Below are 16,588 nucleotides of genomic sequence, written 5' to 3'. Positions count from 1 at the left end.
TCGACGATGTTGCAGCCCTGTCCGGCCAGATAGTTCGAGATCGCCGCAACAATCCCACGCGTCGATTGGCACGTCACTGTCAATACATAGCTCGTCATGTCTTTATCTCTTCTATCCCGAGGATGTCCGCCTGCTTAGATGAAATCAGAGGTCTGGGAAATACCTCCCCCCCAGCCATGTTTCGACGGATATTTAGGCAGGATGGCGGGCAAAAAGCCGTTCCCGTTGCGTCTTCGAACGGCGTATCCCCGCCTCAGCCGCCGGTTGCCAGCGAAAGCTTTTGCGGCGGTTTCGCCAGGGTTCCCTCGTTGAATTTCAGGAATCCTACAAGAAGCCAGACCAATCCGGCGGTCTTCATGGAGAAGATGGCCGTGGAGCCGATCATCAGATTGAGGAACAGGAAGAGGGAAAGCGCATGGCCGAGGCGTCGCTGATTGACCGTTTCGCCGCCCGGATAGAGCGAGGCGTAGAGCCAGAACAGGATCAAGCCGAAGATGGTGGCGCCGTAGATGATGTACACGTATCCGCTGTCGAAGAAGATGCCGACCTGATCGAGCTGCAGGCCGATGGTGCTCTGCAGGTCCATGCCGAGGAAGGCTTTGACCGTGCCATTGATGCGCCCGACGAAATTATCGCCCGTCACGCTCGGCTCGAGCGCGTGAATGACGAAGCCGACAACGATGATCCCCGGCATGGTCAGCAGGTCGAGCGTCTTCGGGAGCCAGGGATAGATGAAATAGCCGGCCACGCAGATGAGGCTGAAGATCAGCATTGTGCGTGTGTCGTTCGTCAACAGGATCAGCACGACCGTCGAGAAGAACAACAGCCGTTCCAGCAATTCCAGGCGATTGGAGAAGCTGATCAGATACAGCACCATAACGCCGCAGAAATTGGCGAGCGAGACCTGCTCCAGGAAGATGGAGGACGACCGGTGGTCGATCAGGCCGAAGGAGAACCGGCCCTCGAAGCCGAGCGCGCCGCGAAACAGGCCGATATCGCTATAGGTCGCCGGCGGCACGCCGCGCGTATTCTGAAAATATTCGGCCGGATGAAATAGCGCGACATATTGCTTGACCGACACGATTTCCAGGACAAGCACGGCAAGCACGATGAAGCATGAAATCTTGAAGGCAAGCTTGACAGTGCGCTCGTTAGCAAGCCGCCCCATGATCGAAAAAGCGAAGATGATCATCACGTTGCGGAGATGATCGATGTAGGCCTGCTTGTTGATGGCGATGACGAAAACCGTCAGCACGATGGTCAGCAGCAGATAAAGGAGCGGTGCTATGTCCTCTTCATATATGCCCTTCGTCAGCAGGTAGGTGAAGGCGGCGACCTGTAACAGCACTTCGGACAGCACGACGGAGCTCGGCGTCAGCGGCATGACATTGTGATTGATGAAGGCAAGGATGCAGTTGTAGCAGACCGCAAGCAGCGAAATCGTAAGAATGACGAAATTGATCGGCTGCTTTTCGCCTGAACGTTGCATGAGATATCCGAGGTCGTGGCGTCTTCACTGGCCACGGCAACATATCAGCCCGATGATTCGCGACAAAGAGCCGCCCCTCCGTTAGCGGTCATTTCGCAGGCTTGACCAGCGCACAGGAGGCCGCCAGTGACACTTTTCGATTAAGCCCCTCAGTAAGAACCTTCATCTGCGGCTTGTCGCGGCCGTTGTGCGGCTGGACGTTGAGCGGCTCCTCCGGCGGCCACCAGTCGCCGGCGGCCCAATAGGTCCAGCCGAGCCACACGTCGCTGTTGGCGTTCATGATGTCGAGAACCTGCTTGAGACCGTCGAGGCAACCATCATTGGCGGCGACACCGAATTCACCGAGGAATCCGCGCTTTCCGTTCTTGCGCAGCCAGTCGGTCACGTCGTTCATGCCCTTCACGGCTTTGTCGGTGCCATCGCAGACCGGGTGCGTGCCCGAGCTGTCCGAATCCAGATATTGGTGAAACTCAAAGGCGTAGAAATCGAGCGGATCCTTGACGCCGAGCATGACCGTGCCATTGGCGCCGCCGCCCAGAACGTCGGCCGACCAGCTATGCGCGCCCGTCCAGTTCGTGCCGGGCACGAGAATGAGATTACGCGCGCCGATGGTTCGGATGCTGCGGATGGCGGTGTTGGCAAGTTCGAGCCAATCGGGAGCCTTGATATCGTGGGGCTCGTTCATCAGTCCGAAGGCGACACCCTTTCGATTGGAGAACTCCACCGCAAGGCGCGCCCAGAAATCGCCGAAAGCAAGATCGGTCGCGGGAGCCTGCTTGAGCTGCGTCTTGTCGTAATAGGCGTAGTTGTGGGGATCGAGAACGACTGTCATTCCATGCTTTTGGATAAGATCGACAGCATCCTTCAGCCGCTGCAGTTCGTCGCCATCGAGGGGCGCTCCGAGCACGGGCTGCAGCCGTTCCCATCTGAAGGGAAGGCGGACCGTATTCATGCCCTTTTCCGCGAAATAGCGCACGGTCTGTTCGGACGGATATGTGTAATTCACATTCGCGACCCCGCCGCGCTCGCCATATTCCGCGCCGGACAGATTGACGCCGCGATAGCATAGTTGCTGCGCCGCGAGGGGGCTCTCCGCCTGCGCCGTGAAAGCAAGCATGACCGTGGCGGCCAGCAGGCGTCGCAGAATTTTCGTCATCGATGCGGTCATTGCATGGCCCTGCCTTCCGTGCGGATGTGGCTTTTCATAGGGATGATGGTGTTGAGCAATGATGAAGGGATGGATCATGCGCGCGCCCGCCACGCGATTTCCTGAGAGCGTCCTTAATGTTCCGTTAGCCAAACGTTTCTAAACTTCCGGCACCTGCTGCGTGGAATGCGTCTGCGGAGCATTGAAAGTCTGCCATGAGCTCAATGGAACGAAGCAAGAGATCGGACCGACTTGCGGGTTGGCGCGATACCGAGCCGCCTGACATACGGCGCGACGGTATGCGCCCGCGCAGTCCTGTCTTGCGCCCTCGGGATTTCGTCGCCGCTGCCGAGCCCATAGCCCATTCCGAAGAGCTTGAGGCGCCCATTCCGGATGCCGCCGTTCCGCAAAGCCCGCCGAAGCGATCCAATGTCGAGGAGCCGGTGGTCCCGCGCCCCATTGCCGAACCGGTTGTCACTGCTGCGGTGCCTAGCGTCGAGCAGGTTGCGGTTTTACCAGTATCTGTCGTAACTCCGACGGCATCGATCCCGGCGGCAAAGTTGCCGTTGCTTGATCTTCGATCGGCCATCGCTTCGATCTGGGCGAAGAAGTTTGTGGTTCTTGCCCTGGCAGGCGCCGGCGCCGTTCTGGGCGGAGCGGTCATTCCCCTTATTCCGCAGAAATTCACCGCCGAGACCAGCCTCTATTTCGATCCTCGACCGGTCGGGGGCTCCGATTCCGCCCAGCAGGCGCCGACGCCACCGGAATTGATCACGACGATGATCGACAGCCAGACGCAGATCTTGTCTTCCGGCAAGGTGCTGGGGCGCGTCGTCGATGCGCTGAAACTCGATCAGGATCCGAAATTCAATGGCGGCGCCACTGGCGAGGCGGCAAAATATGTGGCCACCGCCGCCTTGGCGAAAGCAGTGCAGATCGCCCGCGAATCCAGCACCTACGTCGTCAATGCGAAGGTGACGACGGGCGATCCTCAAAAATCGGCCGAGATCGCCAACCAGCTTGTGACCTCCTTCATGGAGGAAGAGAGCAAGGCGGCTGCGAGTACTTACAAGAACAGCAATACGGCACTCGATTTCCGCCTGGAGGATCTGCGCCAGCAGGTATTGTCAGCCGAAAAGGCCGTCGAAACCTATCGCGCCGATAACGACATGGTGGCCGTTGAGGGCAATCTGATCTCCGACAAACGTCTGACCGCTCTGAACGACCTATTGGTAACGGCCCAGCAGAAGACGATTGAGGCAAGAGCTCGCGCGGACGCTGCCGGCAAGCTCAGCTTTGAAGATGTGGTCTCCAACAATCCATCCGCAGGCGTGACATCGACGGCTTTGAGCAGCCTGCGGCAGCAATATGCGACGATGGCGGCCAATGTCGGCAGCCTTCAAAGCCAGCTCGGTGCCCGCCATCCGCGCCTGCTCGCCGCGAAATCGTCGCTGGATAGCCTCGCCGCGGAAATCCGCGCGGAACTGCAGCGGCAGATGACCTCGGCCCGCGCCGATTATGAGCAGGCACAGAAGGCAGAGCAGGATATCGCCAAGGAACTTGCCGTACAGAAGGCCTCGCAGGTCAATACCTCAGGCAAGCTTGTCGGCCTGAACGAGCTGCAGCGCAAGGCGACCGCGGCCCGCAATCTCTATGAATCGCTGCTGAAACGGTCCGGTCAGGCGAGCGATGCCCAGGACCTTTCGCAGAGCAATATCCGCGTGATCTCGGAAGCGGAACCGCCACTGAAGGCGGATGGGCCGAGCCGCAAGGTGATGATGGTGGCCGGGCTGATCGCCGGCGCAATCTTTGGCGCCGGTCTTGGCATGACGTTTGCCGTTTTCCTTGGCCTGTTTCGGCATCCCGTCATCCGCGGCTATTTCGGCAAGTGACCATCGTCTTACCCTTTCGCATCGGCCGCCTTTTTCAGCATTGAGGATGCAATTGCGCGCCGACTGTTCTAAATGTAAATCGGCGCTGGGGATGATTGGGTCTTGCTAATAGAAGCGCGATACGGTCATTAAGCGTTGTGCGATACTTTGTGAGACAATCTATGCGAGAAAAGCGGTGCGTTGCTCCGATGACTGGCGCCAGGGAAAGCTGATCGATGGTGCCCGCGGATAAACTCGTTTTGCCGTTTCTTGCGTTGCCGCGCTCTACCAAGCGCGCGCTTGCGCTGCTGGTCGATGCCAGCCTGTGCGTGCTGACGGTGTGGTTTGCCTATTGTCTTCGCCTTGACGATTGGGTCATCCTCGAAGGCGTCGAGTGGCTGCCGGCGATCGTCTCCCTTCTACTCGCCATTCCGATCTTCATCGTCCTCGGTCTCTATCGCGCCATCTTCCGCTATGCCGGTCTTTCGGCTTTCGTAACGGTCGTCAAGGCGGTGGCGATCTATGCCCTTGCTTTCATGACGATCTTTACCGCCATCAGCGTGCCGGGCGTGCCGCGCACCGTCGGCATATTGCAGCCCTTGCTGCTGCTGATCGCGATCGGCCTGTCGCGCATGTGGACACGCTACTGGCTCGGCAACGCCTATCAGCGCCTTCTCAATCGCAATCAGCTTGCCAAGGTGCTGGTCTACGGCGCCGGTGCTTCAGGGCGTCAGCTTGCGGGCGCGCTTGCCAACAGCGCGGAGCTGAACGTCGTCGGCTATCTCGACGACGATCGCAACCTGCATGGCAGCATCATGGGCGGGCTGCCGATCTACGATCCGGCCGATCTGCCGGCGCTCGTGCTCTCGGGCGAGATCAAGGGCGTATTGCTCGCCCTGCCGAATGCCACGCGACAGCGGCGCAACGAAATCCTCGAAGACATGCGCAAGGCCCGCGTCACCGTGCGGACCATGCCAGATCTGACGGCGCTTGCGCAGGGCCGCGTCGCGGTTTCGGATCTACGCGAGCTTGATATCGAAGACTTGCTCGGCCGCAACGTGATCGCTCCCGATCGCGGTCTGATCGAGAAGAACATTCGCGGTAAGGTCGTCATGGTCACAGGTGCCGGCGGCTCGATCGGCAGCGAACTCTGCCGCCAGATCCTGAAGAATGGTCCGTCCTCCCTGTTGCTGATCGAGCAGAGCGAGTTCGCGCTCTATGCCATTCACGGCGAGCTGGAAAAGGCGGCCGCTTCCGCCGGCTATGCCGATGTGCGCATCATTCCCTTCCTGGCTTCCGTTCGCGATGGCCAGCGGATCAGGCAGATCATGCAGGCTTGGCAGCCGAAGACCGTCTATCATGCCGCTGCCTACAAGCATGTGCCGCTCGTCGAATACAATCCCGTCGAAGGCATCCGCAACAATGTGCAGGGAACGCGGATAGCGGCCGAAGCCGCGCGTGATCATGGTGTCGAGAATTTCGTCCTCATCAGCACCGACAAGGCCGTGCGTCCAACCAACATCATGGGCGCCAGCAAGCGGTTGGCGGAAATGGTGCTGCAGGCGATGGATGCCGATCGCAAGCCCGGCACCGACAGTACCAATTTCGCCATGGTGCGTTTCGGCAACGTGCTCGGCTCATCCGGTTCGGTCGTGCCGCTTTTTCGCCAGCAGATCCGCGACGGCGGTCCGATCACGCTGACGCATCCCGATATCACCCGCTATTTCATGACCATTCCCGAGGCGTCGCAGCTTGTGATCCAGGCGGGCGCGATGTCGGGCGGCGGCGATGTCTTCCTGCTCGACATGGGCGAACCGGTACGCATTGCCGATCTCGCGCGTCGCATGGTGGAACTCTCCGGCCTGACCGTGCGGGACCAGGACGAGCCGGATGGCGATATCGAGCTTGAAATCACCGGCCTTCGACCGGGCGAGAAGCTTTTTGAGGAACTGTTGATCGGCGACAACCCGCAGCCGACCAGCCATCCTCGCATCATGCAGGCCAAGGAGGATTTCCTGCCCTGGCCGGAGCTGTCGAAGCGGCTCGCCGCACTCGAGGCGGCACTGGATGAGAACGACATTCCCTTGGCGAGAGCCCTGCTGCAAAAGCTCGTTTCCGGCTATGCGCCGAGCAGCGAAGTGGTCGATCTGGTCTATCGCGAGCGCGAGACGGATCTGACGGTCGATCAGCCGAACCTTGATAATGTTGCACAGCTATAGGCGCGTGTCCTGTTACGACACCGGCGCCTCTTAATGCTTTCGGGCTTGGCCTCGCAGCTTTGCCGCAGCTACTGCTTCATCGCGATGGCGTAGTACCAGCGGCGCACTTGATCGCAGGTGCGGAACCAATGTGCCGTCAGCCGCAACAGGGGATGCCGCTTTACCGCGCGGTAATGCACGCGCTTGCCGATTGTGGTGTGGGCGCGGTGCGGGCTGAAATCGACTAGGTTTTCAAAGGTCGTGAATGTCTCGACGCCGGTTGACCAGCCGCGTTCCAAGGCGACGTCGTAGGGAAGAAGCATGGGCTTCAGCGTCGTCAGCAGCTTCTTGGCCGCCTTTCGGTTGACGATATAACAGGCAGCCGATCCCTGCGGACCATGCATGCAGCGGCCGACGACATCGTTTTCGCTGGTTTCGCGGACCGACTTGAAGCCGACGAGGCGATGGTTGACGAGCTTGACGAGACGCGCCCCCTGGACGCTTTCCATCGTCGCGATCGCACGTGGGATGAGCCTCTCGTTGAGCTCGACGTCGTCTTCCATGATGATCGCCATCTTGTCGCCGCTGGCGACGAATTGCTCAAGCGCGATCAGATGGCTGCGGTAGCATCCGTACTCTCCCGGTAGGAGCTTGCGGCCGTTGTGATAGATGAACGAATGCGGATGAAAATCGACGCGGTCAGCCTCTGCGATGAGACGGCCGTCGACGGCAGGAACGCGCGTGATATGCAGATCATATTCGACGGCCTGGTTGCACAGTCGTTCCCAGCGATCACGCGAGCGATCGAGATTGATGACATAGATGGAAACCTGCTGAGCGGCATCGTCAGCAATCTCCGGGTCAGCAAGGGGCGGGATACGATTAATCTGTTCGAGAATGACTGTTACTCCTTCAAACAGAAATCGCGCCGACAACAACCAAGATCACAGTTTTCATACTATATAACATGCTTATGACTTGTCGCAAATCGCTTGCGCACGCCTGCATTGTATTTGCAGATAAAAGCATTTTTTTTGGTGTAACGTAGCGTGAATGGTCCGTATCGGCGATGCGGAAAGCATCGCTTGCGCGTGATTTTGATCGGGCAACCCGTTGGCGCATGGCCCCAGCCCCATTATATCTGTGATATGCGGCGTGTGGTCGTTGCGCTCGCATTTGTGAAGGAGCGTAGCAGTATATGTGGATCAAGTCGAAAATCGCCATTGCTGCCCTATCCCTTGCGGTCTTGATGCCGGCGGCCGCCTTTGCCGATAACCCGCTCCTGCCCAAGCCATATGTCGCTCCCGTCTATCCTTACAAGAACCTTCCGGGAGTAACCGCGCCGAAAATGGCTGATGACGAGAAGTTTCAATGCCGCACCGCCACCGTGTACGCCGATTATTTTCATGAAGGTCCGTTCTACCGGGGCCTGCCGCGCCTCGGTTACGTTTGCGATCAGAATGGCGTCATTTCCAGCAGCACCAGAAAGCCGAACTACCAATATTGGCAATATAACGGGCCGGATAGATAAGTCCTAGGCATTCTGCCGAATTAAGCGGCAGCGCAATCCAGGCGAGCGTGGCTTCATGTTCGCGCCGGTAGGTTTTGTTGGCGATCTGAAAATAAATTTCATGTTTTTGGTTAAATGCGCGAACGTCGTTGACGAATGCGAAAATTTGCCCCAAGGTTACGAAAATAAATTACGTAATGGGAACATAAAAGCATGCGCGTTGGAATCATTGGGCTGGGATTCCGCCTGGGCTATCTGGGCTATGTCTTCAAGGCGATCGACGAGAGCTTCGAGATTGCAGGATATGTCGATCCGGAACCCGCGGGCTTGCCAGGTTTGCTCGAACGGGGCATCTCAGCCGGAAAAGCCTACGCAACACCCCAGGATCTGATCGCCAACGAAAAGATCGACCTCTTGATGATCGGTTCGCCGAACCACATGCATCTCGATCACATCCGCATCGGCCTTGAGGCCGGCCTCAAGATCTTCTGCGAAAAGCCGATCGTCACGACCATCAAGGACAGCATCGAGCTTGCCCGCCTGATGGCGAAATTCGGTCATGAGCGCCTGAATGTCGGCCTCGTGCTGCGCTATTCGCCGATGTATCGCGATCTCTTGGCCGCCCAGGCCGAGGGGAAACTCGGCCATGTCGTTTCCATTGAGGCTGCCGAGCATATCGAACCCTATCACGGCGCCTTCTTCATGCGCGACTGGCGCCGCTACGAACATTATTCCGGCAGTTTCATGTTGGAAAAATGCTGCCACGACCTCGATCTCTATAATGGCGTGGTTGGCGCGCGGCCGGAGCGGGTCGCAAGCTTTGGCGGCCGCAAGAGCTTCATTCCGGAAAACGATCCGGCAAGGGAAGGCATCAACGATCTCGAGCTCTTCCATCGCAAGCCGAGCGGTTGGATGGGATCAGACAAGGTCTTCGACAGCGACGGCGATATCATCGATTACCAGGTGGCGATCATCGAATATGCCAATGGCGTCGGCATGAACTTCCACACCAATCTCAACGTGCCGGACCAGTTCCGCCGTTTCGCCATCATGGGCTCGCGCGGTATGGCCGAGGGCGATTTCATCCGCGGCTATTTCAATGTCCATGAGATGCTGACCGGCAAGAAGGTGATCGAGAAGACCTACGCCGCCACCACGCTTTCGCAGCACTATGGCGCCGACGAACAGATGGCCGCCGACATCATCGCGCACGTCAAGACGGGCCTGCACCTGCCGGTGTCGACCCAGAATGCGCTGGAAGCCGGCATTCTCGCGCTCTCGATGGACGAGGCCCGCATGAAGAAGACTGTCGTCGATCTCCGGCCGATCTGGGACGAGTTCGACGAAGCGCTTCATTCAAGAGCCGCCTAGGGAGGGGCGCAGGATGGGTGTTCAACGCGGCACGGTCATCTTCGCCTGGCTCCTTCTTTTTCCGGCTCTCCTTTACGTCACCGTCATCGTCGCCTATCCGCTGGTCGACACCATAATCCTGTCTTTCACCGATGCGTCGTTGAAGAAGGTGACGAATTGGGTCGGTTTCGAGAACTACGCGAAAATCTTCAACGACACTTTCGCAGGCGTCATCGTCCGCACCTTCATCTGGACCTTCTTCTCCGTGTCGATCAAGATGATCATCGGCACTCTGGGGGCCGCACTCTTGAACTCGGCCGTTCCGGGCCGCGCGCTTTTCCGCGTCTTGACCATGCCGCCCTGGATCGTGCCGATGGCGATCGGCATCTTCATGTGGGGCTGGATGTATAATGGCCAGTTCGGCATGATATCGGGCCTGCTGCAGCGCTTCGGCATCGTCGATGGTCCCGTCGCGTTCCTCGCCTATGGAAGCTCGGCCTTCTGGGCGACGATCGTCACTGACGTCTGGATCGGCGTGCCGATGGTCACTCTTTACATGCTAGCGGCCATGCAGGCGATCCCGCACGATCTTTATGAGGCGGCGTGGACGGATGGCGCCGGCCGCTTCTATCGCTTCCGCCGCATCACTCTGCCGCTGCTGGTGCCATCCTTGGTCACCATGTCGATGCTCTCGCTGATCTCGACCTTCAATTCCTTCGACATCATCTGGATTTTAACCCGGGGCGGTCCGAACGGCGAAACGACGACGATGATCATCGACACCTACCGAACGGCGATCGGGTCTTACAAATACGGCGAGGGTGCTGCGCGTGCGGTGCTGATCTGCATCTTCCTGTCGCTCTTCTGCCTTGCCTATTTCCGCCTGACGAGCCGCTTTTCAACGGGAGCCAAGCAGCGATGAGCCACCCTTCGATGATCCATCGCTACAAATGGTATGAGTTGATCGGCATCTATGCCGGAATCCTGCTGTTTCTGGCTTTCGTGCTGGCGCCCTTCATCGAAGGGTTCCTGGTTTCGCTGAAGCCGCTTAGCCAGCTCTTTTCTTCGCCTTACCGGTTCATTCCCGAGAACGGTTCGTTCGCGGCCTATCGGACAATGTGGACGAGCGTGCCTGGCTTTGGCTGGTATATCTTCAACTCGTTTCTGGTTTCCGGTACGATCACCATCATAGTGCTGATCCTCGTCGTGCCGGCCGCCTACGCCTTCGCACGTTTCGAATTCAAGGGTTCCGGCCTGCTGCTCGGCGCGTTCCTCGCGGTCAAGATGTTTTCCGGCGCCGTGCTGCTCATCCCGCTGTTCCGGCTCATGCGTTCCTTCGGTGTGCTGAACACCTATTTCGCCATGATCGTGCCGGGAGTGGCTTTCATCATTCCAACGGGGATCTGGCTGCTGCACACCTATATCCGCCGCATCCCGCGCGAGCTGGATGAGGCGGCCTATGTGGATGGTGCGAGCCAGTTCTATACGCTGCGCCGTGTCATCCTGCCGATCGCCATGCCCGGCATCGTCGTCGTTGCGATTTCCTCGTTCATCGAGGCTTACGCGCAGCAGTTCATCTATGCTCTTACTTTCAATTCGAAGACGGAATACATGCCGCTGCCGGTTGGGCTTTTTGCCTATTTCGGCCGGCAGGAGGTCGTCTGGAACGAACTCATGGCCGCAAGTTTCGTCGGCATCGCGCCGGCTCTGGTCGTGATCTTCTTCCTGCAACGGTATCTCGTCAGCGGTCTGACCGCCGGCGCGGTGAAGCAATAAAATCAATCAACCACCAGAGAGAACGGGAGCTTAAACGTGACATTCCATTTCAAGACAGGGCTTCTCGCCCTTGCTTTGCTCGGCTCCACCGCGCTTGGCGCCGTGAACGCCCAGGCCGCCGACAAGGAGATCAGCTGGATCTATTGCGGTGACAGCATCGATCCGATCCATGTGAAATATATCAAGCAGTGGGAAGACAAGAATCCGGGCTGGTCTGTCAAGCCAGAGCTTGTCGGTTGGGAATTGTGCCAGGACAAGGCGACGACGCTTGCCGCAGCCGGCACGCCAGTCGCCATGGCCTATGTCGGCTCGCGGACGCTGAAGCAGTTCGCTGACAACGATCTGATCGTTCCGATCCCGATGACGGACGACGAGAAGAAGGCCTATTATCCGGGGATCGTGAATACGGTCACCATCGATGGACAGCAGTGGGGTACGCCGATCGCTTTCTCGACCAAGGCGCTTTACTGGAATAAAGACCTCTTCAAGAAGGCCGGTCTTGATCCGGAAAAGCCGCCGACCACCTGGGCCGAGGAAATCGCCGACGCCAAGGTGATCAAGGAAAAGACCGGCATTCCCGGATACGGCCTCTCGGCCAAAACCTTCGACAACACCATGCATCAGTTCCTGCATTGGGTTTACACCAACAACGGCAAGGTTATTGACGGCGACAAGATCACCCTTGACAGCCCCGAAGTTCTGGCAGCTCTCCAGGCCTACAAGGACATCACGCCTTACTCGGTCGAAGGACCGACGGCTTACGAGCAGAACGAAATGCGCGCCATCTTCCTCGATGGCAAGGTCGGCATGATCCAGGCCGGCTCCGGTGCTGCCGCTCGCTTGAAGGAAACGAAGATCAACTGGGGCGTGGCACCGCTGCCGCTCGGTCCTTCGGCCAAGGGTCAGGGCACGCTGCTCATCACCGACAGCCTTGCCGTCTTCAAGGGCAGCGGCGTCGAGGACAAGGCGATCGAATTCGCCAAGTTCATCACGTCTCCCGGCCCGCAGGGCGAATACGAACTCCAGGGCGGCGCCGGCCTCACGCCGCTGCGCCCGTCTCCGATGGTTGACGAGTTCGTCAAGAAGGATGCTTCCTGGAAGCCGTTTATCGACGGTATCGCCTATGGTGGTCCCGAGCCGCTCTTCAAGGACTACAAAGGCTTCCAGAACGTCATGATCTCCATGGTCCAGTCGGTCGTCACCGGTCAGGCTCAGCCGGCGGATGCGCTGAAGAAGGCCGCTGCCGATCTCGAGCAGTACAAGTAAGCCTGCAAGTCACCGGGCCGCGCGCAATGTGCGCGGCCTTTGGAGCCCTGCCCGCCCCATGGCGGCGCCGCGCGGAGACAGAGTTTGGGAAAGCTGCACCTTCATCAGGTCAAGAAATTCTATGGTCATTTCGAGGTCATCAAGGGCGTCGAGCTCGACGTCAATGACGGTGAGTTCATCGTCTTCGTCGGCCCGTCCGGTTGCGGCAAGTCGACCTTGCTGCGCATGATTGCCGGCCTCGACGATGTGACCAGCGGCGACATCAAGATCGATGGCGCCCGCGTCAACGATCTGCCGCCCGTCAAGCGCGGCATTGCCATGGTCTTCCAGTCCTATGCGCTTTATCCGCATATGTCGGTGTTCGAGAACATTGCTTTTCCGCTGCGGGTCGAAAAGATGCCGGAAGAGAAGCTGAAGACCAAGGTCGAGCATGCTGCGCGCATCCTGCACCTCGATAAACGTCTGCAGGAAAAGCCGGGTCAGTTGTCCGGCGGTCAGCGCCAGCGTGTCGCCATCGGCCGCGCCATCGTGCGCGAGCCGAAGATCTTCCTCTTTGACGAGCCGCTGTCGAACCTAGACGCCGCACTGCGCGCCGATATGCGTATCGAACTCGCCAAGCTGCATCGTCAGCTGCAGGCGACGATGATCTATGTGACACATGATCAGGTCGAGGCCATGACCATGGCCGACCGCATCGTTGTGCTGAACGCCGGCGAGATATCGCAGGTCGGCGCGCCGCTGGAGCTTTATCACAGGCCGGCAAATACTTTCGTTGCCCGCTTCATCGGCAATCCCAAGATGAACTTCCTGCCCGTCACCTGTACCAATGTCAGCGATGCCGGTGTGGAAGTGGACTACAAGGGCCAGAAGGCCGTGCTGCCCGTCACGCCGCGTCCAGGCTTTGCAGGGAAGGCATTGACGCTCGGCATCCGGCCGGAGCACGTCCAGCTTGGCGATGGTGATCTGACCCTCACGATCGTACCGACGGTCGTGGAGCGTCTTGGCGCGCAAACCGTTGCCTATGCCACGGCTGATGGCATCGACGAGAATTTCTGTGCGACGCTGCCCGGCAGTGCCCCCATCCGTATGGACGCACCCCTGAAGACTGGTATCCGCCTCGGCGATTGCCATCTCTTCGATGAAAACGGCCAGGCTTTCGAGCGGCGGGTGGAACTGACCGAAATCGACATGGACTTGCTGAACCAGGCTGCCTCCTGACGAGAGGTGGTTGCTGGTCATCCTCGCCCTTCGACAAGCTCAGGGTGAGGATGGAGCAAACCTGGTCCTCAATACGGCTTATCGTTCTTTGGCTACAGTGCAGAGAGTCAGCCCTCTTGGTGAGGAGGCCCAAAGGGCCGTCTCGAACCACGAGGGCGGGTGAGGGATCGCCCTACCAGACCAGACCGCGAGCTTCCACGTCTTCGACGCGGGTCACGACGCCATCGCGGTGGAACACCATCTGGTCGAAGAGATTGGAAACGACGCAGGTGTGGTTCGGGATGATGCGGATCTTGTCGCCGATCTCAGGACGAGGGCCGGTGCAGTTCGACAGATCGATGACGCCATGCTCTTCCGATAGCCCCTTGATGACGGCGTCTGGGTAGCCGACCACCTGGCCGTAGTCGGCAAAACCAAGAAGGTCTGAGGTCAGTGCCTTCGAGCCGGCGTCGATGACGGCGCGGTCTTCGGTCGGTCTGGAGACGACGGTGGCGAGGATGTGCATGGCGCAATCCTCTTCCCGGCAATGGCCTGCACGCACCATCGAGCGGTCATTATAGATATAGGTGCCGGCACGATGTTCCGTCGCAGCAGTTACCAGATGCGCCTCGAAAAGGCTCGGCGTGCCGCCGTTGCTGACGATCGGGCATTCGATACCGTCCGCTTTCAGGAGCCCTACGGCTTCCGACAGGAATTCCTGTGTCGCGGCAGCACTATCCGGCTTCGGATAGGTCATTAGGCCGCCAAAAACGAGACCTGGCTTGCCGGCGATATGCTTGCCGAGCTTTGCCGCCTCCGCAGGCGATTGCACGCCGCAGCGCGCCCCGCCGGTATCGCATTCCACCAGCACTGTCAGCGGCTTGCGCGCCGCGAGGTAATTGGAAAGTCCGTCAACCGTCACCGCGCTATCGGCCACGACCTTGAGGCCCGAAATCCGGTCGTTCAGAGCGGCGAGGCGCGAGAGCTTTTCAACCCCAAGAATGTTGAAGGTGATCAGAATATCCTCGAAGCCCGCATCTGCGAAGACTTCCGCCTCGGTGATCTTCTGGCAGTTGATGCCCTTGGCGCCGGCGGCGACCTGGGCATGCGCCAGTGCAGGGATCTTGTGCGTCTTGATATGCGGGCGGAAATTCAGGCCATGCGCATCCATATAGGACTGTACGCGGGCGATGTTCGCAGCCAGCCGGTCTTCGTCGATGACCGGGCGCGGCGTGGAGAGGCTCTCGATGCTGTCGCTGGGCTTGGGGCTGATTTCCGAGGCGATATCATGTGCCATGTCAGGCGCCTTTCCGTTCTTCTGCAAAGGGGTCCGCCACCATCGGCCAGATATCCTTCGGCGCGCGACGGTAGGGCGTGCGCGCCGGATTGTTGGGATAAGGCGTTCCCGCGGAGCAGTAAAGGATCTGCGATGATATCTTGGAGAAGGACGCGTAGAAATGATTGGTCGATTTGATGACCAGGATTTTCTTCGTTGTCGGGTCGATGCCCATGACGGAAAACAGGCTCGGATCGAAACTTTGGGCGCGCGTCGAGTTCAGGATGATATCGATGCCGTCGAGCTGAATATGCGCAGCATCGCCGAAGGGCGCGAAGCTCTCGCCGAAGCGCATCTCGGCATTGGGGACAAGGCGGATGATCTTGACGAGGCCGTCGATCGGATTGCCCGTGCCCGGCGCCGATTTCGCGCCGAAGCGCAAAGGAATTTCGGCACCTTCGCCGGCCGCCATGCAGATCTGCACCGCCATCGGGTCCCAGATCGTGCCGATCGCCGTGTCGGTAGCGCCGCGATCGAGCAATTCCTGCAGGATGACCGTTGCGTCGCCTGCCGTGCCGCCGCCCGGATTATCCCAAAGATCGGCTATGACGACCGGACCCGAAGCGGCGGCCATGGCCTCGTTTACCGCCTGCTTCTCGTCGATCTGCGGCATGATGAAGGTGCCGCGCTTGGAGAAGAGTTCCAGACCGAGATCGCGGGCAATTGCGGAACCTTTGTCCGGCTTATTATCTGTGACGACGAGCAGCTTCGTACCCATTTCCGGCACGTCGCCGGCCATGAAACCATGAATGACCGAAATCGAAAGAATATCGGCGTCACTCTTTTCCATCGCCATGATCTTGTCGACGAAGGAACGCATCGGCTCGCGCGACGTCGGAAAGACGTCGATCATGCGGCAGTCGAAGACGGACATGACCGGCTTGACCCTGCCTTCCAGCGTATCGATGGCGATGCGCCAGAGGTCCTCGGCGCGATCGACGAAGTCCGTATGCGGGAATTCCTTGAAATAGACGAAGAAATTTGCGGCTGCGCGGCGCTTCGCCGTCAGATGGCTATGCGGATCGAGCTCGGCGCAGACCAGGATATCCTGCCCGACGATCTCGCGCACGCGTGACAGGAAATCACCTTCCGTATCCTCGTAACCATCCGCAACCATGGCGCCGTGCAGTCCGAGAACGACGGCATCGACAGGCATGGCCGCGCGCAGCTGCTCGAGAATTTCGTCGCGCAGTTCCTCATAGGTCCGGCGATTGACAAGCCCGGCCGGATCGGCCCAGGTGGCGGTACCCTCGATCACCTCCCAGCCCTTTTCCACCGCGATACGGCGTCCTACGGTGATCGGCGCGGAGCACAGCGTCGGCGTTTCCGGATGCGTGCCCGGCGGCGCATAAAGAGAGGCTTCGAAGGCGCGCCGGTCGACGCAGATGGGGGAGAAGGTATTCGTCTCGGTCGCAAGGGCCGCCGTGAAAATGCGCAACGCTTTCGCC

At 59.2% G+C, this 16,588-nt stretch carries 13 protein-coding genes and 1 pseudogene; 8 read left to right on the top strand and 6 right to left on the bottom strand.

Annotated features, from left to right (window positions below):
- From purU to PH558_RS11770, 3 genes and pseudogenes are all read right to left on the bottom strand, one after another.
- Positions 1 to 98: pseudogene (gene purU, locus PH558_RS11780) on the bottom strand (formyltetrahydrofolate deformylase); the annotation flags it as partial.
- A gap of 155 nt (positions 99 to 253) precedes the next feature.
- Positions 254 to 1,489 carry a hypothetical protein gene (locus PH558_RS11775; RefSeq protein WP_285204398.1) on the bottom strand — a complete coding sequence of 412 codons (1,236 nt, stop codon included), beginning with the start codon at positions 1,487 to 1,489 and terminating at the stop codon, positions 254 to 256.
- Between the two features lie 88 nt (positions 1,490 to 1,577).
- Positions 1,578 to 2,657, bottom strand: a complete 1,080-nt coding sequence (locus tag PH558_RS11770) for a glycoside hydrolase family 5 protein (RefSeq protein WP_483314145.1) — start codon at positions 2,655 to 2,657, stop codon at positions 1,578 to 1,580.
- 194 nt (positions 2,658 to 2,851) lie between these two features.
- Between PH558_RS11770 and PH558_RS11765 the strand changes: the two genes are divergently transcribed.
- On the top strand, positions 2,852 to 4,528 hold the full coding sequence (locus PH558_RS11765; RefSeq protein WP_285204396.1) for a GumC family protein: 1,677 nt from the start codon (positions 2,852 to 2,854) through the stop codon (positions 4,526 to 4,528).
- A gap of 215 nt (positions 4,529 to 4,743) precedes the next feature.
- Positions 4,744 to 6,726 (top strand): polysaccharide biosynthesis protein, encoded by a 1,983-nt coding sequence (locus tag PH558_RS11760; protein WP_095433650.1) that lies wholly within the window; start codon positions 4,744 to 4,746, stop codon positions 6,724 to 6,726.
- 68 nt (positions 6,727 to 6,794) lie between these two features.
- Here the strand turns inward: PH558_RS11760 and PH558_RS11755 are convergent, their stop codons facing one another.
- Positions 6,795 to 7,640, bottom strand: coding sequence for a glycosyltransferase family 25 protein (locus tag PH558_RS11755; RefSeq protein WP_285204393.1), 846 nt, complete (start codon positions 7,638 to 7,640; stop codon positions 6,795 to 6,797).
- Between the two features lie 263 nt (positions 7,641 to 7,903).
- Between PH558_RS11755 and PH558_RS11750 the strand changes: the two genes are divergently transcribed.
- The 6 genes from PH558_RS11750 (at position 7,904) to PH558_RS11725 (ending at position 13,825) form a co-directional block, all read left to right on the top strand.
- The gene (locus PH558_RS11750; protein WP_095433651.1) at positions 7,904 to 8,236 is read left to right on the top strand and encodes a hypothetical protein; all 333 of its coding nucleotides are present in this window, start codon (positions 7,904 to 7,906) and stop codon (positions 8,234 to 8,236) included.
- 192 nt (positions 8,237 to 8,428) lie between these two features.
- Entirely contained in the window at positions 8,429 to 9,586 is a 1,158-nt protein-coding gene (locus PH558_RS11745; protein WP_095433652.1) for a Gfo/Idh/MocA family protein, read from the top strand.
- 13 nt (positions 9,587 to 9,599) lie between these two features.
- Positions 9,600 to 10,487 (top strand): carbohydrate ABC transporter permease, encoded by an 888-nt coding sequence (locus PH558_RS11740; RefSeq protein ID WP_095433653.1) that lies wholly within the window; start codon positions 9,600 to 9,602, stop codon positions 10,485 to 10,487.
- Entirely contained in the window at positions 10,484 to 11,341 is an 858-nt protein-coding gene (locus PH558_RS11735) for a carbohydrate ABC transporter permease (RefSeq protein WP_095433654.1), read from the top strand. The genes PH558_RS11740 and PH558_RS11735 overlap by 4 nt, the downstream gene beginning before the upstream one ends.
- A gap of 36 nt (positions 11,342 to 11,377) precedes the next feature.
- On the top strand, positions 11,378 to 12,607 hold the full coding sequence (locus PH558_RS11730) for an extracellular solute-binding protein (RefSeq protein ID WP_095433655.1): 1,230 nt from the start codon (positions 11,378 to 11,380) through the stop codon (positions 12,605 to 12,607).
- An 84-nt stretch (positions 12,608 to 12,691) separates the two neighbouring features.
- Positions 12,692 to 13,825, top strand: coding sequence for an ABC transporter ATP-binding protein (locus tag PH558_RS11725; protein WP_095433656.1), 1,134 nt, complete (start codon positions 12,692 to 12,694; stop codon positions 13,823 to 13,825).
- Positions 13,826 to 13,997: 172 nt separating this feature from the next.
- Here the strand turns inward: PH558_RS11725 and PH558_RS11720 are convergent, their stop codons facing one another.
- Together PH558_RS11720 and PH558_RS11715 are read right to left on the bottom strand one after the other, a co-directional pair.
- Entirely contained in the window at positions 13,998 to 15,101 is a 1,104-nt protein-coding gene (locus tag PH558_RS11720; protein ID WP_285204382.1) for a D-TA family PLP-dependent enzyme, read from the bottom strand.
- A 1-nt stretch (position 15,102) separates the two neighbouring features.
- Entirely contained in the window at positions 15,103 to 16,578 is a 1,476-nt protein-coding gene (locus PH558_RS11715; protein ID WP_285204381.1) for a M81 family metallopeptidase, read from the bottom strand.
- Between the last annotated feature and the right edge of the window lie 10 nt (positions 16,579 to 16,588).

It is taken from the genome of Rhizobium pantanalense, assembly GCF_030182525.1.
GTDB lineage: Bacteria > Pseudomonadota > Alphaproteobacteria > Rhizobiales > Rhizobiaceae > Rhizobium.
This window is presented reverse-complemented; position numbering and strand designations above follow the sequence as displayed.